This is a genomic window from Draconibacterium sp. (assembly GCF_041583095.1).
Taxonomy (GTDB): Bacteria; Bacteroidota; Bacteroidia; order Bacteroidales; family Prolixibacteraceae; genus Draconibacterium.
In genome coordinates, this window is the sequence record NZ_JBFHGM010000009.1 from 21,975 (window position 1) to 41,690 (window position 19,716).

Below are 19,716 nucleotides of genomic sequence, written 5' to 3' on the forward strand. Positions count from 1 at the left end.
CGAGTTACATCGAATACCGCTGAAAGGTTTTAATAATAATGAGATGAAGCCGTTACAGACATTAACATTTACTTTGAGCGTAATTGCTTTGCTGGCAGGCGCAATGTGGCTAATGCCCGACGATGGTTTCGAGGTGGGCGAAATGACCGTCCATATGCCGACTTTCACTGAAATAATGGGTGTTGATGATGTGGAATATACCGATGTATCGGAAATATTAGCCCAGCAGTTTGAAATTGATTCGCTGGTAGATATCGAACTGGATACCATTTCCGGTGATACGGTGCTTGAAGTCATTCACCGGGCAGATTACGATACGCTGGTGCAATCGGTTCGCCGAATTGAAATGACCGACCTGGGGCGGGAGAACATGTATCGTTTTTTCCGTCATTTAAAAAGTGATTCACTGGTTCGTATCATGCATTACGGCGACAGCCAGATTGAAGGCGACCGCATCACCTCTTTCCTTCGAAACAAATTACAGGTGAAATTTGGAGGAACAGGAGTTGGTTTGCGTCCGGCTTTGCAACCCTACGATTATGTTTTTAGTGCCTATCAAAAGAATTCCGAAAACTGGAAGCGTTACCCGATTTACGGCAAAGTGGACACAACGGTGGAACACAGTCGTTACGGAGTAATGGGCGCATTTTCGCGTTATGCGCCGTTGGCCAGCGACACAATTCCGTTTAAAGATTCGATTATCTACGAGGCGGAAATGAATGTATCGAAATCAGATATCTCCTACAAACGTACCCGCGAATACGAAAATATGCGGTTGTTTTACGGGCATACAAAACGCCCGGTTGCCGTGCAGTTAATTGCACGTGGCGATACGGTTTTAAACGATACGCTTTTGGCCGATACAACCTACGCGGTGCTCGAGTGCGAATTACCCGATTCAACAAGCAGTGTTACACTAAAATTCTCGGGATACGATGGCCCGGATGTATACGGAATTGAACTGGCTTCGAAAAAAGGAGTGATCATGGATAACATTGCCTTGCGGGGCAGTTCCGGTACTATTTTCACGAAAGCTGACTACCAGCATAGTTTGAAAATGTACAACGATCTGAATCCAAAGTTTTTTATCCTGCAGTTTGGCGGTAACGTAATTCCATACATTAAAGATAAAAAGGCGATTGAACGTTATGGCCGTTGGTTTGGCAGTCAGATACAACGAATTAGTTCTTTGTGTCCTGATGCTGCCATTCTGGTTATCGGGCCAAGTGATATGTCGACAAAGGTGAAGGATAAGTACATTACCTATAAACATTTGCCCGATGTTGTTGAAACGCTAAAGCAAGTGGCATTGGAAAATAACTGTGCGTATTGGGATATGTACGAAGCTATGGGCGGACACAACAGTATGCCCTCATGGGTGAATGCCCAACCCGAACTGGCACGTCCTGATTATGTACATTTCTCGGCACGGGGAGCCCGACTGGTGGCCAATATGTTCTACAATGCATTGATTCTGGAGTACAATAATTATTTGGAGGAGGAGATGTAATGGGGAAGAAAGTAAAAAGTACCGAGCTACGAGCTACGAGTTTCGAGTTCACTGTCATCTCAAACGTAGTGAGAGATCTGTTACATATTAGCTTCAAGCTACAAGTTTCAAGTTTCAAAAGCGTACTAAGTTTTGTAGCTCAATCTCTATTCAATCTAATTCAATCTCCATCAATCTTCGTGCAACCTTTAAAAGCTCGCAGCTCGCGGCTGGAAGTTCAAGGCTTGTCTTTGCTGCTTCTTGCTTTCATCTTTCTGTATGCGGTACCGGCAAGTGCCCAGCAAAACAGCTACTTCTACCACGTTAACCAGTACAACTTTGTTCGTTACGACCGTAATGAAATGCATTACCCCGGAAGCCGGACAAATGCAGAACGATTTTATTCAAAGCTGGAACAACTGGTAAACACCGGCGAAGGACGTGTAAACATCGTACAAATTGGTGGCTCACACATACAGGCCGGTTCGTTTTCAGGGCAAATGCGCAACCGTTTTCAGCAGTTAAATGGCGAAATGAATGCCGGTTGGGGATTTATGTTTCCGTACCGCATGGCACGCACCAACTCGCCCTTTGGTTATTACATTCGTTACAACGGCTACTGGAAAACATTCCGACATGTTGAGGGCCGGAAAAGCGGAACACTTGGAGTGGGCGGTATTTCTGCAACTACATCGTCGCCTAAAGCCGAACTTACTATTTTACTGGAAGAAGAAAACGAACTGGACTACAGCTTTAACAAACTGAGAATTTATTACGAGAACACAGCAAAGAATTACTCTATAAACATTGATCAGGATTTGGTGAAAAATAAGGTTGAAGCCGATGGTTACACCGATTTCGAATTAAATGAGTGGGTAGATAGTTTGCAGATTACCTTAGAGAAGGACTACAACTCGCAAGGCAATTTTACTTTACTGGGAATGACTACCGAATCGAATCCAAACGGCATAATGTATCACAGTATTGGCGTAAACGGGGCACACGTTCCGGCATTTTTACGTTGCCAGCTTTTTACCGAACAACTGGCCGATCTTAATCCTGACCTGGTAATTCTCGGATTGGGAATTAACGATGCCTATGGTCGAAAGTTTTCGCAAGCTCGTTTCGAAGATCATTACGGACAGCTAATCAACAAAATAAAAGCCGCTGCACCCAATGCCCTAATTGTGTTTACCACCAACAACGACAGTTACCTGTATCGCCGGTATGTGAACAAAAATGGCGAAAAGGTGCAGGACAGCATGTTTAAAATGGCCCAAAAATACAATGCCGGTGTGTGGGATATGTTTTCGGTGATGGGAGGTTTAAATTCCGTGGTACTGTGGCAAAACAATGGACTGGCACAAAGCGATAAAATCCATTTTACCCGCGAAGGTTATTTAATGATCGCCGACCTGTTTTTTGGTGCGCTGATGAAGGATTTTGAGAATTTCATTCTTGAAAAAAAGGAACTCACTCTTAAAGAGCAACCCGTACCCCCCGTTTCGGCCACACTCCGTACAACGGAGTCGCATAACAATGTTTATTAAACACAGAAATAAAGCTTGAAAGGAAAGAAAATAATCAATGATCAATGATGAATACTCAATGTAGAACTATGAAAAACACAACCCAATGTGGGTATTGGGAAATTGATTATTCAATATTGGATATTTTTCATTTTTAAATTGATAAAAGAACTTTAAGACAAAGAAACACCTGCGGATGTCGGGGAGTAACAATAACGAATAAATCTTCACCTTGAGGAGAATAAACTAAGACTGCTTGGATTTACTACAACAAATAGAATTGAAAGAACTGCTACGGAATATTTTTCTGTACGACAAAACGGCACCGCTAATTTTTACACGCTTTTTCTTTTGGGCGTTTTTTGCTTTTGTGTTGGCCGGTTATTCATGGGTTTACAAAAACAAAAACCGAAGTGTTCGCGCCGGGTATCTGTTCCTGGTAAGTTTGTTTTTCTACTACAAATCCAGTGGATTCTTTTTCTTTATTTTGTTATTCAGTACGCTAACCGACTTTTTTATTGGCAAAGGAATATACAAATCGAAGAGCGATTTGATTCGGAAACTGCTGATTGCAGCAAGTGTTGTTATTAACCTTACCCTACTGGCTTACTTTAAATATGCTTACTTCTTTGTCGACAGTATAAACCTGATGCTGGGCACCGATTTACAGGTTATTAACCACCTGGCAATGTGGGCTAACGAAGCAACCGGAACACATTTCGAGGTGAACCAGATTTTGTTGCCGGTGGGTATTTCATTCTTTACCTTTCAAACCATTAGTTATTCGGTTGATGTGTACCGCGGCGAAACCAAACCTGTAAATAATTTAATCGATTTTGGTTTTTATGTATCGTTTTTCCCGCAGTTGGTTGCCGGGCCCATTGTTCGCGCATCGGGATTTGTAAAACAGATTTACGAAGATTACCGCCTGTCGAAAGAAGAGTTTGGCTGGGCAATTTTTATCATTTTGAAAGGATTGATTAAGAAAATATTTATAGGCGATTACATTGCCGTAAACTTTGTCGATCGTGTTTTTTCCGACCCTGTTACACATTCGGGATTCGAAAACCTGATGGCATTATTTGGTTACTCGCTGCAGGTATATGTCGATTTTTCGGGATATACCGATATTGCCATCGGAGTAGCGCTGTTGATGGGCTACCGTTTGCCGCAAAACTTTAATTCGCCCTACAAGGCAAAAAGTGTTGCCGAATTCTGGAAACGCTGGCACATGTCGCTTTCGTCGTGGTTAAAAGATTATTTGTATATCCCCATTGGTGGAAACCGCGAAGGTTCGGTATTTAGTTATATCAGCCTCGGTATTATTCTGGCAATCGTTGTGCTTTTGGCCGGAAAGCTGATTTTGGTGCCAATATTTGCCATCCTGGTATTGCTATTTGCTTTACTGGCGCATTTCTTCCCCAATGTAAAAAAGCATATCAATACCAATATCAACCTGATGCTTACCATGTTGCTCGGAGGACTTTGGCACGGTGCATCGTGGCAGTTTATTATATGGGGAGGTTTGAACGGAGTAGGGTTGGTGATCTATAAATTCTGGCGAAAAATAAGCCCATGGGAAAAACGCAGCAACCGTTTGGTGAATATCTGGAAGATTGCCGTAACATTCTCTTTCATAACCTTTACACGCGTATTTTTCCGCTCCGAATCGATGGATGTTGTGCGTGGTATGCTACATCAAATTGGTACCGATATGAAACTTTCGGTTATCCCCGAAATAGTAGTTGCGTACAAATGGGTGTTCCTGATGATGCTGTTTGGTTTTGTTACACACTGGCTGAGTTACGATTTAAAAGACCGCGCAAAAAACTGGTTTATCGCTTCGCCAATGTGGGTAAAGGCAGCTATATCGGCTATTGTGGTAATTATCGTTTATCAATCCGTTTCGGCCGATATGCAACCGTTTATTTATTTCCAGTTCTAAGAGAAAGAATTCTCTAAAGACAATGCGCATTTTACAAATAAGCAATGTGATCTTTCTATAAGGCAATGTGATTTATGAAAAGAGCAATGTTATTTATCGAACGAGCGATGTAATTCATAAATCAAGCAATGTGAATCATCAACAAAGCGATGTGTTTTATCAAAAGAGCAATGTGAATTATCAAATAAGCAATGTAAACTTTCTATAAGGCGATGTGATTAATCAAATAAGCAATGTGTTTTATAGAAAGAGCTACTTACATAGACAAAAGAGTAACTTACGCAATCAAAAGAGCGACTTACAAAATCAAAAGAGTAACTTACACAATCGAAAGAGCGACATACACAATCGAAAGAGTAAAACGATTTATCAAAATAGCAACTTACACTTTCGAAAAAGGAACAGCAACATTCGATAAAGGAACTGAAAAGATCAAAAGACGAACTGTAGTACGCAAAAGAGTATATGCATGGGGCAAATAGGCTTATGGTATGCCAAAAACAAAAAAAACATGGCCGCAGAACGCATAAATGGTGTAGAACCGTTCAATAATTACCGGCTACAAGGCAAAACGATGGAGGAACAGGGAGAAAAGAGAAGTGTATAACCTGACTTGTAGTTGCGAAGATGCTTCATTAAAAAAATAGTTCACTCAAAACGCATAGGTATTGGACCTGTGGGCGCAAACGAAATAAAACGTTTTTTCGACTGTTCGTCGAGCGAAAAACCTATAAAGCTCATATCATCCGGATGGAAAGGATAAAAAGCCAAACGTAGCCTGAAGGTTTCGAAAACAAGGTTTTCGTTGTGTAAACGAATGCCAATACCAATGCCACTGTAATAATCCTGTTTAAAAATAAGCTCGCGGTTTGAGCCAATAACACCAAAGTCGGCAAAACCAAAAATAGCCATGTTAAATTTGTAAAACTGCGCCGGCAGAAATACAACATGTTCCAGTTTTAGGTTTAAACGCTGTTTACCAATGGCAATGTCGCTGTCGAAACCACGTATATGGTCACGGTCTCCCAGAGTTAAATGTTCAATATCAAAACGCCGAAAGCCCAGGGTATAATTCAGGTCGGCAAATGTTCGTACTCGTTTTTTTCCAGCCGTATGCAGCTTCGAAATAAAGTTTACATCACCCTGGATCATCCCTTCCTCAAAATGGCCATCGTTTAAATATCCGCTAATTCCTGCAGATGTAAACAGGTAGCCACGCCGGCTTAGTAGCAAATTACCGTTCGAGGTTAAAAAATGGAGATAGTGCCGGTCGCCAAATTCATTGGCATCGTAGCCATAAATAAATTCGTTTTTAAAACCTTCAGGAATATCTTCGGTAATTCCATAGCTGTAAATCAATTGATCCTGAATATACCGGCGTTGCGAAATGGTAAGGCTTGCCATGTACAAAGTGTGGTTGGAAAAAAAGTGACTGTTTTCGGGTTCAACCACCGGTTCGTCGAAATAGTTCCAGTTATTCATTCCTGCCGATAAAACCAATTCGGTAATATTTTCGCGATGTGGACTGATATTAAAACTTCGGCCGCCCCAAAGGTAGTTTACCGAAAGATCCATGGGCTCCTCCACCTTTACGGGGTCGTTATTTGTAATACGGTCGGTGCGTAACATGCGTGCCGAATAACCACCATAACCCCACTTTATATTTTGTGTTAAAAAAGGTTTGGTTACCTCCGTTACAAAGCCTTCACGCCGATAAGTATTTAAATACCCTAGGCGAACATCGAGAAATCGCCCGCCAATGTTTTTTATATTGTAAAAGGTCTCAACTCCCAGGTAAGGTTCCTTCTCAACATGGCCAACAAACTTTACCGAAACCTCGTGCCCAACACCAAAAATATTACGGTTGTATATCTCCAAATCACCCGAACTGGTGCCATTTACACCTCCCGAAACCCCAAATGAAAAACGGTCTTTGGTTAATACCAAAACATTCACCAGTCCCGGATATACGGGATCCTGCTCTATATAAAACCGTACATCTTTTATATATGGCAAATCCCTGATAATCCTTTCGTTTTCATACATCAGCTCCGGCTTTAACACATCGCCGATTTTAAACAGCAACAATTTGCGGATGGTTTTCAGGTTCGATTTTGTATGAATTTTATTGGCTGCTCGTTCGGCCCAGTGGTCGGCTGTTTTAGTGGTGTCGGAGCAGGTAGGTCCAAAAACATCGAGAGCATTAATCTTTATTTCTGCAATAATTTTGCCTTCATATTCTTTAAAATAGTCAAGGGCAAGCGCCTTTTTGTCGACATAGGGCCGGGGCGGAGTTATTATAGCGTCGTAAAGCCAGCCGGTAAGTATGCGACGGCTGGCCCGGTTTTCCAGGCTGTCGTAAAAATGTTCTTGCTGAAGGTTGGGGGTTTGGATAACCTTAGTTGTATCAAGCTGAGGGTCTTGTGCGTTTACAGTCGTGTTGGCAAATATTGCCAACAGCATAAAACCAGTTATTATTAATGCCTTCAACTTCACCGTTTCCCCTTTTTTTTACTTCACCTGATGAATTAGTTTTTTGAAAGTAAGAATTTTATTATTTATAGTTTTTAAATCATACTGTTAATTTACGTTAAACGAAATTTGTGATGCCCCCAATCCGAGGTATCTTATTGTAAGAAATACTTGAATGCTTTATTTATTGGTGCTTGAGTTGAAAAGATTTATAGAATTACATTTGACTTACTAAAAAAATTAACAAACATTTGCTTTTGATTTAAATATTTCTTTAAATTGCAGTCACATTAATTAACTACACTATTTCAAAATGATCCTTCTTGAAAATATAAAAGGGAAGAAACTTACCGGGAATGCTTTAAAAAATTATCGCCGGAAAAAAAAGATTCTAAGTCTTTTATATGAAAACGACACACTGTCAGCAACATTTCTTTCCAAACAAATTGGCGTTAGTTTGCCAACGGCCATTTCTTTGCTAAAAGATTTAGGGGAAAGCAAACTGGTTGAAGTCAGAGGAAGCGGCGAGTCGAAAGGCGGACGACGCCCAACTTTATTTGGCTTGAAGCGTGATAGTATTTTTGTTATTTCGTGCGAGCTGGGGCGTTTTAACGGAAAAATTGGTGTTTATAATTCACACAACGAACTGGTTGCACCAATTACCGTTGTTGAAACATCAATTGACGATGACGACCTGGTAGATAAACTGTATGCCGAAGCCCGCCACATACTGGAAGTGAATAACATTGATTACAGCCGTGTATTTGCAGTTGGAACAGCTATGCCGGGGCTCGTTGATTCGATTAATGGAATAAACTACACGATAAAGAAAGAGGCATACCGAAATGTTGCCGATCGCTTAAGTATGAAATTCGGCAAAATGGTTTACATCAATAACGATGCCCGAATGGAAGCGTACGGCGAGTTTATTTTTGGTGCCGCAAAAGAACACAACGATGCCGTTATTATAAACTGGAACTGGGGATTGGGAATCGGGCTTATTCTTGGTGGAAAATTGTACAATGGCGCCACCGGTTTTGCCGGTGAATTGTCGCACACCAAGTTTGAGGAAGACGGCGATTTATGTATATGCGGTAAACGAGGTTGTTTAGAGACTGTGGTTTCGGCAAGTGTGCTGATTCAGCGTGCTAAAGATGCCATTTCAGCAGGAAAAATTTCGCAGCTTACGAACCGTTTTCAGTATAAAATAGAAGAACTACAACCCAAAGATGTTATCGATGCTGCAAAACTCGGCGACGAACTGGCTATAACACTCTTAAGCGAGGTCGGCCAGGCTTTGGGCAAAGCACTATCAAATACCATTCAGTTATTAAATCCTGATATAATTGTTATAGGAGGAATTGTATCGCGTGCCAATCAATACATTCTTACACCTATTCAGCAAGCAATTAATCAGCACTGTTTGGAACAAATATCAGGCAACATTGAAATTGTGATTTCCGAAAAATGGGAGCAATCCGGTTTATTGGGAATGACAGCAAAACTGTTTCAAAAACTATTCAGCGATATGTATAAATAATTCAAGTATTAATCTATTTCTAGTTCATTTAAATTCAAAATCTATGCGAAAGATTTTTTTGATTTTAGGAATGTGCTTTGCATTACTAGGTAGTGCATACGCGCAGCAAACGGTGACAGGAACAGTTACCGGCGACGATGGCCTCGGGATTCCCGGAGTCTCAGTAGTTGAAGCGGGAACATCGAATGGTACTATCACCGATATTGACGGTGTATACTCCATTACTGTTGCCGACGATGCAACAATCCAGTTTTCCTTTGTGGGAATGCAAACCGTTAATGAAGCCGTTAACGGACGCTCTACAATTGATGTAACAATGCAGGAGAACCAAATTGGTTTGGAAGAAGTTGTTGTTACGGCTTTAGGTATTTCCAAAGAAAAGAAATCGTTGGGTTATGCAGTAACCGAAGTTGGTGGCGACGACATTTCTGTTGTTAAAGACCATAACCCGGCAAACTCACTGGTAGGTAAAGTAGCGGGTGTAGTTGTAACTCAGGGATCAGGAAGCCCGGGTAGTGGCTCGCGTGTGATCATCCGAGGTAACAACTCTATTACGGGAAATAACCAGCCATTAATCGTAGTTGATGGTGTACCAATTGATGCTACCGGATCGAACAGTGGTGGTAGTGTTTATAACAGTACTGTAACTGGTGGTGGTATCACCGATATCAACCCCGACGATATTGAGTCGATCTCGGTATTGAAAGGACCAAACGCGGCAGCATTGTATGGTTCGCGTGCAGGTAACGGTGTACTTTTAATCACCACAAAAAAAGGTACAAAAGGTAAAGGTTTGGGAATCTCAGTAAACTCGAACATTACTTTTGATAATCCAATGTTGTTACCCGACTATCAGAATGAATACGGTCAGGGTAGCCAGGGTAACGTTCCCGGCAATGTTGAAGATTTGAAAAACTCAACAGGATCGTGGGGACAACGTTTGGATGGCAGCAGCCAAATGTATTACACCGGCGAAGAAAGACCATATGTCGCTTATCCTAATAACGTAGAGGATTTCTTCCAGACTGGTGCAAAATACATTAACTCAGTAGCTATTGCAGGTGCCGGAGAAAACCACTCAATTCGTTTCTCGTACACCAACAACAAAACGGAGTCTATGATTCCGAATTCAGAATTAAGAAGCCATAACTTTAACTTGCGTGGTGTAGTTGATTTGAATGACAAATTAACGCTTGATGCTAAAGCAACTTATTTCTGGCAAGAATTGGAGAATGCAGCCAACCAGGGATCGGAAGGTATCTTGGCTTATTTGTATGGTATGCCAAGAAGTGTTGATATTGAAGACCTGAAAACATACCAGAATCCTGAAGAATCGTTAAATTCTATTTCTTACGGTGCGTTGGGAGCTAATCCATATTGGATACTATACCAAGATATGAGAACCGACAGAAGAGAGCGTATTCTTGGTTTCAGTAAATTAAACTACGAAATTACTCCATATTTATCAGCTTTTGCGCGTGTAGGTACCGATGTGACAATTATGAAATCAGAATCGGTAAATATGCCTGGTCACCACTTTTATACAAGTGGTCGTTTAACATTCAGCAATACACGTGTTACGGAAACCAACGCCGACTTCCTGTTGATGTTTAACAAAGATCTTACTCCTGATTTAAATCTGTCTGTAAATGGTGGTGGTAACCACTCGTATCGTACTTACGAATACCAGAGTATTTACGGTGAGGATTTTAAAATTCCTAGTCGTGCAACAGTTGCGAATACTGTAACACAAACACCGTCGTACACTCCATTAAGAGAAAAGAAAGTAAATTCTCTTTATTTCCAGGCATCATTATCGTATCGCGATTTTGCTTACCTTGATGTTACCGGACGTAATGATTGGTCGTCGACTTTACCACAAGACAACCGCTCATACTTTTATCCTTCGGTAACAGGTTCGTTATTGCTGCAAGATTTTATTGATCCGAATGCAGAAGTATTTAACTTGCTGAAGGTTCGTTCGAGCTGGGCTAATGTGGGTAACGATACGAGCCCATATCAGTTGTACTCATACTACAACCTTGCAAACGATGGTTACCTGGGATTAACTCAGTTATCTCGTCCGTCGACAAAACCAAACGAAGATTTATTACCAGAGAATATTGCTTCGTTCGAGATTGGTTTGGAAGCCAGTATGCTGAATAACCGTATGTTCTTCGATTTCTCGTGGTATAGCATTAAAACTACCGATCAGATATTTAATGTACCGGTTCCATCATCAACAGGATACGATTTCTTCCTTGAAAATATTGGTGAAACAACCAATAAAGGTGTTGAATTATTGGTAGGAGGTATTCCTGTTAAAACCAATAACTTTAGCTGGGAAACAAGTTTCAACTTTGCTAAAAACAACAACGAATTGGTAGAGTTAACTGAAGATCTGGATAGTTACGTGTTTAACTCTACAAACTCGGGTAACGTGCGTTTACAGGCAACTGTTGGTGGTGGCTATGGCGATTTATATGGAACAACCTGGAGAACAAACGATGCAGGGCAAATTGTTGTAGATGCCAATGGTCGTCCACAGTCTTCAACCGATATGGTTTACCTGGGTAATTCACAACCCGATTGGACTGCCGGTTTTACAAATACATTCACCTATAAGGATGTTTCATTACGCTTCCTGATCGATGCACGTGTAGGCGGTAAAATTTACTCGCAAACCAATGCTGCATTGGTTAGTAGCGGTGTTGTAGAAGAAACTCTTCAGTACCGTGAAGAAGGTATTGTTGTTGACGGCGTTGTTTTACAAGACGACGGTTCATATGTTCAAAACACTACTTCAATCAGTGCCCAGGATTATTGGGGTTCAGTTTCTGGTATTGCTTCAGAGTATTTGTTTGATCAAACTAACATACGTTTACGTGAATTGGTACTGTCTTACAAAGTGCCACAATCGTTAATCAGAGACACATTTATTCAAGGTGCTACAATTGGTTTGGTTGGACGTAACTTGTTCTTTATTTATAAAGACATTCCTCATGTTGATCCGGAATCGAGCCTGGGAACAGGTAACAACGGACAGGGTATTTTGTCGTACAATTTACCAACAGCCAGAAGTATCGGATTCAACGTAAACATTAAATTTTAAGGAGGGCCGGTAAAATGAAAAATATATTAAAAATATTCGTAATGTTTATAGCGGTATTTTTGCTAAGCAATTGTACCGATGATTTTAACGAAATCAATACTAAACCGGATTCATTTACGGTTGATGAGGTGAGTGCTAAGTACTTTTTAACTACTCCTCAGTATCGTTTATATGCACCAGATCGTTATCCGTATTGGCGTGCACACTTAATCCATGCCGATCGTTACTCAGGTCAGGTATGTTTTGGACACAGCAGCAGCTGGTGGTCGGATGAGTTAGGTTATTCATATAGTAGTGGTTACACCGATGCATCATGGGATTGGTTGTCAGGTTACGTAGGTGGCTTGGATAACTTTATGAAGCTTACAGCTGTTGGCGGTGAGTTCGAAAATGAATACATGTATGCAGTAGGTCAAATCATTAAAGGTCTGTATTTCCAGATGTTTACCGATGTGTTTGGAATGATTCCTTACTCAGAAGCAACTAATCCGGATATTGTACTTCCAAAATTTGATGAGCAAAGTGATATTTACGCGGGGATTATTGCCGAGCTGGATGAAGCTATGGCTACAATTGGCGACGCAACTGCAACCGGTGTAGCTGTTGACGATATTGGTGATAACGACTTATATTGTGGTGGTGATCTGCAACAATGGAAGCGTTTGGCTAATACTTTAAAACTTCGTATTGCAATGCGTGCTTATGGGGCTGCCGGAGCCGGTTTTGCAGAAAGTGCTATTTCTTCAGCATTGAATTCAGATTTGCTTGATGGCGAAAACGACAATATTTTAATGGAGAAAGACGAAGAGATTTCGCAGTGGGGAAGTGCTTGTTACGGCGATGTTTGGTATAACTTTGGTGCCGGTTCAGACTGGACAATGAGTAAAACCATGATCGATCTGTTACGCAATAACAACGACCCTCGTTTAGCTGTTTATGCGCAGCCGGCAGTTGGTGGAACACAAACGCTTGAGAAACCAACTGAGGGTTCAGAAGTGGAGAATTTTCAGAAGCGAGTTGATTTTATTTTAGCTGTTCTTGATGATGCAGGTGTTGATTATACAACAAATACGCTCACTGATGGTAGTATTGAGGTTACTATGCCTGAAAATATGTACTACGTAGGGCAACCAACTCGTTTAAACGGTAAAATGCATCCGTTTACACGTTACAATTTCTTCTCTAAACCGGCAGAGGTGGTTATCAACAAAAAGAATAACGGCGAAATTCGTCCTGAGTTGATCATGTCTTCAGCTGAATCATATTTCTTACAAGCAGAAGCTGCTGTTTATGGAATGGGGTCTGGAAGTGCACAGGATTTATACCAGGAAGGTATTCGTCAGGCAATGAAATTATGGGGTGTTAGCGATGGTGATATCGATAATTACTTAGCTAACGAAGATATGGCAATGCTAACCGGCACTCAGGACGAAATGCTGGAGAAAATTGCATCGCAACGTTGGATTGCAGCATTTACAGATGGCTTTGAAGCTTGGTCTATCGTTCGCGATATGGGATACCCCGCTGAGCTTGCAGCCGGTGTTCAGGATGGTGATATCTTTGGCCTTGGTGATATTAACGGAAATTACCCTACACGTATGCGTTATGGTAATAGTGTTATTAATACCAATGGTGCCAACTATAGTGCAGCAGTCGCTGTTCAGGGACCTGATGTTCAGAACACAAAATTATGGTGGGCAAAACAGTAACAAGACTGTTTTTTCTACTGATTAATTAGTTTGGTTAGGTTAAACCGTCGTTCATTTAATTGAACGGCGGTTTTTTTGTTTAACGAGTAAGGGTATTTCTGCTGCCAGTTGTCTGGAATAAAACAAAGGTTAGTTTTTATCATAGATAAAGCGTTTGATTAGTGAACCGTCGGTGAAAATATCGGCGGTTTTTCAATTGGAACGAAATTTGCAGGAAACAATCGAACAATAGAAAACAGTTCAATCCTATTGCAAAGAGTAATAGAGTGAGTAAAAAAGAAAGGGCAGTAATTACTGCCCTTTCGAATGTATTGTAGGTTCTGTTTTAAACATCAAGCTGTCCTTCAGCATTGGCATTCGTCAGGTTTCTGACTTTGGTGGTTCCGCCACCTGCCAAAGTAAGCTCAACCGGCTTATTGGTTTTCCAGGCTCCGCGTGTAAAATCGGGCACTTCAATTGGTGCCGATCCGTTGGCAATCGACCATTCACTTAGCGGAGTTATTGAACTCCACGCCGCTGCATCGTAAACGTCCATATCAACCGGAAGGCCGTTGCGCAAACAATCGATCAGGCGCCAGTCCATAATAAAATCCATTCCACCGTGGCCACCAACTTGTTTGGCCATTTCGCCAACACGTTTTATAATTTCCGGTTCGTATTTTTCACGAAGTTCTTTCATGCCGGCTTCATCAACCACATCGTGCCCAAAAGCAATGTGTTGTAACGGCCATTTTTGGGCAAAACATTTTGTTCCACTCAACATATGAATACGCGAGTAGGGGCGTGGCGAGGAAACATCGTGCTGAATAAGAATGGTTCGCCCTTTATTGGTGCGTATCATTTGCATATCCATATTACCGCGCATATCCATTCCTGTAAATTTTTCGAAGAACGGATCTTCCTTGGCTTTCTCTTCAATGCGGTTTTTCAGCGTAAAATCGTCAGAGATCATCGCTGTCAGGTAATCCATTTTGTCGCCACGGTTAATGTTCATCGCCTGGCAAATTGGCCCCAGTCCATGCGTTGGGTAAACATTCGCTTTACGCTGGTTTTCGTATAAACGCCACATTTTTGTGTAGGCGCCGTCAGTCATCTTTTCATCTTGTGGCTTGTTAAAATGCCAGTAATCCAAATCATGGATATAAGCACCTTCACCATGAATTAAATCGCCAAAAACACCCTGGCGAACCATGTTTAGCGTTAGTAATTCAAAAAAGTCGTAACAGCAGTTTTCCAGAATCACACAGTGTTTTTTTGTGCGCTCCGAAGTTTCCACCATTTGCCAGCACTCGTCCATGGTTTTGGCAGCCGATACTTCAAGCGCCGCATGTGCACCGCCTTCCATAGCTGCCAGGCCAACAGGTACGTGCCATTCCCACGGAGTGGCGGTGTAAACGAGGTCGCAAAGGCCACTGTCGCAAAGTTTTTTAAATTCGTTTTCGTCGCCAACAAACTCTTTGGCTTTTGGTAAGCCGGCCTCGCTAAGAATTTTCTGAGCACCATCAACAGCAGCCTGGCGAATATCGCACAAAGCTGTTATTTCAACGCCCTCAATATAGGTCATTCGTTTTACGGCACCTGAGCCGCGGTCACCAATACCCACAAATCCAACACGCACTTTATCGAGTTTTGGTGCGGCATAACCACACATATTAAACTGTTGCGGATTGTTGTTTACGGCTGCATCTTTTATAAACTGCATAGCCGATGGCTCTGCCTGTGGCTGACTGCATGATGTTAGCCCACCGGCTGCAATTCCTGCTCCAACTGCACCGGTTACTTTAAAGAAATCTCTACGGTTTGTTTTCATTTTAGTTTCGACTTGTATATTAGTTTTGAAAAAATTACCAAAGATGTGTAAAAGAAAATAAAAATATCATAAAAGACAAGAAGAACAATCAGAAAGGTGAGGCGATTATAAAATCATTCCTTTTTTACTTATATTCGACAACGTATTTCTGTACCATATCAAAAATATGTTTTATTTGAATTACTCGCTTAGTCTAACTAAAATCAATTAACATGAAACGTTTTCTGTTTTTATGCGCATTCTTAACTGCTTTATTAGTGTCGGAGGCGCAGGAAAGTGTGACCAAACAGGGTTGGAATTTTGGGGCATTGCCGGCCATTACTTTCGATACCGACCTTGGATTTCAGTACGGAGGCTTGGTAAATCTTTACCATTATGGCGACGGAAGCCGCTACCCCAAGTACGATCACAGCATTTATCTCGAAGTGTCGCGATTTACAAAAGGAAGCGGGATTAACCGTTTTAACTACGATTCAGATAAACTTATTCCCGGACTGCAAACATCGGTTGATATTAGTTACCTAAGCGACAGGGCCTACGATTTTTATGGTTTTAACGGTTACGACGCTGTGGTGAACAAAGATTGGTATGATGATGAAGCAGCGGATTACAGAACCCGGATGTTTTACAAATACGACCGTAAATTATTTCGTTTTAAAGTTGATTTGCGCGGAGATCTCGCCGGAGAAAAGTTTGACTGGATCGGTGGTTTTAACCTCCTGAATTTTAAACTTGGCTACGTTGATATTGAGAAGCTGAATAAAAATAAGGACGATGAAGATATTCTTCCGCCGCATGACGTGGCTCCGGGGCTGTATGAAATATACCGGGATTGGGGAATTATTTCGGATGAAGATGCCGACGGTGGTTTTGTGCCAACGATAAAAGCCGGTATTGTTTACGATACCCGCGATAATATACCTAACCCGATGAAAGGAATGTGGACCGAAGCCGTTTTACTGGCTTCACCCGAGTTTTTGGGAGGAGAGCATAGTTTTACTAAATTATCGCTTATTCACCGCCAGTATTTTACGATCATTCCTGATGATCTTTCTTTTGCTTACCGCCTGGCTTACCAGACAACGCTTACCGGAGATGTGCCTTTTTACTACCAAACACAATTGATCACTTCGGTGATGAAAAGTTCCACTTCCGAGGGATTGGGAGGCGCCAATTCATTACGCGGAATATTACGAAACCGGGTTGTTGGCGATGCTGTATTTTTAGGAAATATTGAGGCGCGCTGGAAATTTGCCCGTTTTCAGTTTATGAACAACAACTTTTATATGGGCCTAAATGCATTTGCTGATTTTGGCCGTGTTACCAATAAAATTGATGTGGATAAGAGCAACATTAATGTTCTGGCTATATATCCGAGTCCTTTAGATAGTTATTTCGATAACGGTGCCGAAGCCATGCACTATTCATTTGGATTAGGTTTGCGTGCTGCCATGAACGAAAACTTTGTCGTTCGTTGCGATTACGGTATGGCCGCCGATGAACGCGATGGCGATTCAGGTATTTACATCGGCTTGAACTACTTATTTTAATCGTTTTTGCAGGTTTTCATTTTGCTGCTGAAAGGTGGTTTTTTATCTCAACGACAAAAAGCCGCATCTCAACGAAAAAATTCTTTTGCCTGGTTAAAGTCCTGTAAATTTGAGTAGGAATTTAAAAACAATCAAAATGAAAACACGTAATGTTCTGCTCATTGCAATAATTACTCTTCTGTTGTCAGGGTGTGTAGTTTACTCGTTTTACCCTTTGTATACCGAAAGTGATCTGTTTGAAAACGATTTGCTGTTGGGCGAATGGTTTGAAGACGATGATAACGATGTTGTTTTTAGTGGTTCTGACGATTCGTGGAATTTCACTCATCCGTTTGTTGGAGATATAAAAGACAGTATACGCGACAAAAAAAGATACGTTCTTAGCCTTACTTCAAACGAGAATGGCATTGTGAAAGAATCGAAATTTGCAGTGCATGTGATTAAACTGGCCGATGAATATTTCCTGGATTTTTACATTGAAGATTACGGTGACGACGATAACATCACCTTAGCCGACCTGCACCTGGTGCCGGTACATACTTTTGCCAAACTAACCGTTTCCGACGATAAACTCGAAATCCGTTGGTTTGATCCGGAGTGGCTGGAAGATTTGATTAAGGAAAACAAGATTAGAATTCATCATGAAGACAACGGCGATTATATTTTACTCACCGCCAAACCTAAGGAATTGCAAAAATTTGTAAGCAAATATGTGGATTCGGAAGAGGCTTTTGACGATGGATTAGAAGTAGAGTTGTTTCGGAAAAAATGAATAGCTCCTTAAAAATCACACTTGGGCGGCTCATAAAAAACAGGGTGTTACAACATATCCTGTTTTGGTGTTTATCGTTTTTAATACTGATGAACGTGTTAAAAGTGTCGGCCGAAGTTAAACAGATCGACCTAATTTACACGGCTGTTTTCCACCTGCCCATTGTTTGTGTGGTTTACCTGAATTTAAAACTGCTTTTTCCGCTACTTTGGGAGCGCGGCAAATATTTTGGCTACGCTGCCGCTGTAATTGCCGCAGTTGTTTTTGGGGCGGGTTTTTACCTGCTTTTATTCGACAAGCTGATCGATCACATTTTCAAAGGTTACTATTTTATTGCTTACTACAGTTTTTGGGATATTTCGCTGTTCTTTGCCATTTATCTGTTTATCTCCGGTTTATTGCACCTGGCTCGTGGATATTTCCGTGCAGAAGAACTGGAAAAGGAAAAATCGCAGGCCGAGTTAAAAGCTTTGAAATCGCAGATCAACCCGCATTTTCTTTTTAACTCGCTGAACAGCATTTACAGTATGGCCCGAAAAGAATCGAAAGAAGTGCCGGAAAAAATCGTTCAGCTCAGCAATTTAATGCGTCATATTATTTATGAATCGGATGCAGATTTTATAGCACTGGAAAAAGAAGTGGAAATGCTACAGAATTATATTGATATGCAGAATCTCCGGTCGGGGAAAAACAAAATTGTATTCAATACCATTGGCGAGATAAAAGGTAAAAAGATTGCGCCCCTGTTGTTTCTTCCTTTTGTTGAGAATAGCTTTAAACACGGAATGAAAGGTGGGGCCGATAATGCTTTTGTAAACATTAATATTGAAATAGAGGGGAAGGTTCTTCACTTCGAGGTTGAAAACAGTAAAGGACAGGCAACCGATCTGCTCCTGGACAAATACCATGGCATTGGAATCGACAATGTGAAAAAACGCCTTGAAATGATCTATCCCAACCAACACAAGCTGATGATTTCGGACAACGAAGAAACATTTAAAGTACTTTTACAGGTGCAATTGAATTAATTGGGCATGGCTAAAACAAAAACCTTAAACTGTATTATTGTCGACGATGAGCCTTTATCGCAGGATGTGGTCCGCGATTTTGTTGAGGCCTGTCCGGAACTGGAACTTGAGGGCGTTTGCAACGATGCATTGGAAGCCGGTCAGTTGTTAAAAGAGAAACACATTGACTTACTGTTTTTAGATATAAACATGCCCAAATTAAGCGGAATCGGTTTTGTGAAAAGTTTAAAAGAACCACCGCTGTTTATTTTGGTTACTGCCTATCCCGAATTTGCTTTGGAAGGTTTTGAGGTTGATGCGGTGGACTATTTACTAAAACCGGTTTCCTTTGAACGGTTCCGAACGGCGGTTAATCGGGTACTCGAACGTTTTTCTTTACGCACAGAGAACATCGGGCAACATTTAATGGTACGTGCCAATAAAAAGGATTACCGGCTTAATTTCGACGAATTAATTTACCTGGAAGCACAGGGCGATTATGTACGTTTTGTAACCGAAACACAATCGTTAATGGTACACGGACGGTTTAAGGATTTTATTGAGCAATTACCGGAAAACCGATTCGCCCGCATTCATAAATCGTATGTGGTTTCGCTTGCTAAAGTGGTTTATCTGGAGGGGAACAGCGTAAAACTCGCCGATGTAAAACTGCCGGTAAGTTTGAGTTTTAAAGAGGCGTTTCTTGCAAAACTAAATGCATAAAATTTGCGAATATAGATATCATTTTCTCCTTTTAGTGATACTCTCACTCTAAGTAAGG

At 41.2% G+C, this 19,716-nt stretch carries 13 protein-coding genes; 11 read left to right on the forward strand and 2 right to left on the reverse strand.

From position 1 onward, the window contains the following. Window positions 1–43: 43 nt before the first annotated feature. The 4 genes from ABZB17_RS01630 (at window position 44) to ABZB17_RS01645 (ending at window position 5,570) form a co-directional block, all read left to right on the forward strand. The gene (locus tag ABZB17_RS01630) at window positions 44–1,510 is read left to right on the forward strand and encodes a GDSL-type esterase/lipase family protein (RefSeq protein ID WP_372647671.1); all 1,467 of its coding nucleotides are present in this window, start codon (window positions 44–46) and stop codon (window positions 1,508–1,510) included. A gap of 179 nt (window positions 1,511–1,689) precedes the next feature. Further along, window positions 1,690–3,039, forward strand: a complete 1,350-nt coding sequence (locus tag ABZB17_RS01635) for a GDSL-type esterase/lipase family protein (RefSeq protein ID WP_372647673.1) — start codon at window positions 1,690–1,692, stop codon at window positions 3,037–3,039. A gap of 235 nt (window positions 3,040–3,274) precedes the next feature. Continuing rightward, window positions 3,275–4,963 (forward strand): MBOAT family protein, encoded by a 1,689-nt coding sequence (locus tag ABZB17_RS01640; protein ID WP_372647675.1) that lies wholly within the window; start codon window positions 3,275–3,277, stop codon window positions 4,961–4,963. Window positions 4,964–5,432: 469 nt separating this feature from the next. Continuing rightward, entirely contained in the window at window positions 5,433–5,570 is a 138-nt protein-coding gene (locus ABZB17_RS01645; RefSeq protein ID WP_372647676.1) for a hypothetical protein, read from the forward strand. Between the two features lie 41 nt (window positions 5,571–5,611). On the opposite strand, the gene ABZB17_RS01650 is transcribed toward ABZB17_RS01645, so the two are convergent. Continuing rightward, the gene (locus ABZB17_RS01650) at window positions 5,612–7,459 is read right to left on the reverse strand and encodes a hypothetical protein (protein ID WP_372647677.1); all 1,848 of its coding nucleotides are present in this window, start codon (window positions 7,457–7,459) and stop codon (window positions 5,612–5,614) included. A 289-nt stretch (window positions 7,460–7,748) separates the two neighbouring features. Here ABZB17_RS01650 and ABZB17_RS01655 point away from each other — a divergent pair, with 289 nt between their 5' ends. Genes ABZB17_RS01655 through ABZB17_RS01665 form a run of 3 tightly spaced genes read left to right on the forward strand, consistent with a single transcriptional unit; the run spans window position 7,749 to window position 13,796 of the window. Further along, window positions 7,749–8,975, forward strand: coding sequence for an ROK family protein (locus ABZB17_RS01655; RefSeq protein WP_372647679.1), 1,227 nt, complete (start codon window positions 7,749–7,751; stop codon window positions 8,973–8,975). A 43-nt stretch (window positions 8,976–9,018) separates the two neighbouring features. After that, window positions 9,019–12,087 carry a SusC/RagA family TonB-linked outer membrane protein gene (locus ABZB17_RS01660; RefSeq protein ID WP_372647681.1) on the forward strand — a complete coding sequence of 1,023 codons (3,069 nt, stop codon included), beginning with the start codon at window positions 9,019–9,021 and terminating at the stop codon, window positions 12,085–12,087. 41 nt (window positions 12,088–12,128) lie between these two features. Beyond that, window positions 12,129–13,796, forward strand: a complete 1,668-nt coding sequence (locus tag ABZB17_RS01665) for a SusD/RagB family nutrient-binding outer membrane lipoprotein (RefSeq protein ID WP_372647683.1) — start codon at window positions 12,129–12,131, stop codon at window positions 13,794–13,796. Window positions 13,797–14,121: 325 nt separating this feature from the next. Here ABZB17_RS01665 and ABZB17_RS01670 read toward each other — a convergent pair whose 3' ends face one another. After that, window positions 14,122–15,606, reverse strand: a complete 1,485-nt coding sequence (locus tag ABZB17_RS01670; protein ID WP_372647684.1) for a Gfo/Idh/MocA family protein — start codon at window positions 15,604–15,606, stop codon at window positions 14,122–14,124. Window positions 15,607–15,818: 212 nt separating this feature from the next. Here ABZB17_RS01670 and ABZB17_RS01675 point away from each other — a divergent pair, with 212 nt between their 5' ends. From ABZB17_RS01675 to ABZB17_RS01690, 4 genes are all read left to right on the forward strand, one after another. Beyond that, the gene (locus ABZB17_RS01675) at window positions 15,819–17,156 is read left to right on the forward strand and encodes a BamA/TamA family outer membrane protein (protein WP_372647687.1); all 1,338 of its coding nucleotides are present in this window, start codon (window positions 15,819–15,821) and stop codon (window positions 17,154–17,156) included. A gap of 136 nt (window positions 17,157–17,292) precedes the next feature. Then, complete coding sequence (locus ABZB17_RS01680) at window positions 17,293–17,928, forward strand: hypothetical protein (protein WP_372647689.1); 636 nt, start codon at window positions 17,293–17,295, stop codon at window positions 17,926–17,928. A gap of 89 nt (window positions 17,929–18,017) precedes the next feature. After that, window positions 18,018–18,956: a sensor histidine kinase gene (locus ABZB17_RS01685; protein WP_372647690.1), complete on the forward strand. Its 939-nt coding sequence runs from the start codon at window positions 18,018–18,020 to the stop codon at window positions 18,954–18,956. Between the two features lie 6 nt (window positions 18,957–18,962). Further along, window positions 18,963–19,658, forward strand: coding sequence for a LytR/AlgR family response regulator transcription factor (locus ABZB17_RS01690; RefSeq protein WP_372647692.1), 696 nt, complete (start codon window positions 18,963–18,965; stop codon window positions 19,656–19,658). The last annotated feature ends 58 nt before the right edge of the window (window positions 19,659–19,716 follow it).

What these genes read in the sequence shown, in the direction of transcription:
- ABZB17_RS01630 (WP_372647671.1), top strand. Translation starts at nt 44, where the DNA reads ATGAAGCCGTTACAGACATTAACATTTACTTTGAGCGTAATTGCTTTG.
- ABZB17_RS01645 (WP_372647676.1), top strand. Translation starts at nt 5,433, where the DNA reads ATGGGGCAAATAGGCTTATGGTATGCCAAAAACAAAAAAAACATGGCC.
- ABZB17_RS01655 (WP_372647679.1), top strand. Translation starts at nt 7,749, where the DNA reads ATGATCCTTCTTGAAAATATAAAAGGGAAGAAACTTACCGGGAATGCT.
- ABZB17_RS01660 (WP_372647681.1), top strand. Translation starts at nt 9,019, where the DNA reads ATGCGAAAGATTTTTTTGATTTTAGGAATGTGCTTTGCATTACTAGGT.
- ABZB17_RS01665 (WP_372647683.1), top strand. Translation starts at nt 12,129, where the DNA reads ATGTTTATAGCGGTATTTTTGCTAAGCAATTGTACCGATGATTTTAAC.
- ABZB17_RS01670 (WP_372647684.1), bottom strand. Translation starts at nt 15,606, where the DNA reads ATGAAAACAAACCGTAGAGATTTCTTTAAAGTAACCGGTGCAGTTGGA.
- ABZB17_RS01675 (WP_372647687.1), top strand. Translation starts at nt 15,819, where the DNA reads ATGAAACGTTTTCTGTTTTTATGCGCATTCTTAACTGCTTTATTAGTG.
- ABZB17_RS01680 (WP_372647689.1), top strand. Translation starts at nt 17,293, where the DNA reads ATGAAAACACGTAATGTTCTGCTCATTGCAATAATTACTCTTCTGTTG.
- ABZB17_RS01685 (WP_372647690.1), top strand. Translation starts at nt 18,018, where the DNA reads ATGAACGTGTTAAAAGTGTCGGCCGAAGTTAAACAGATCGACCTAATT.
- ABZB17_RS01690 (WP_372647692.1), top strand. Translation starts at nt 18,963, where the DNA reads ATGGCTAAAACAAAAACCTTAAACTGTATTATTGTCGACGATGAGCCT.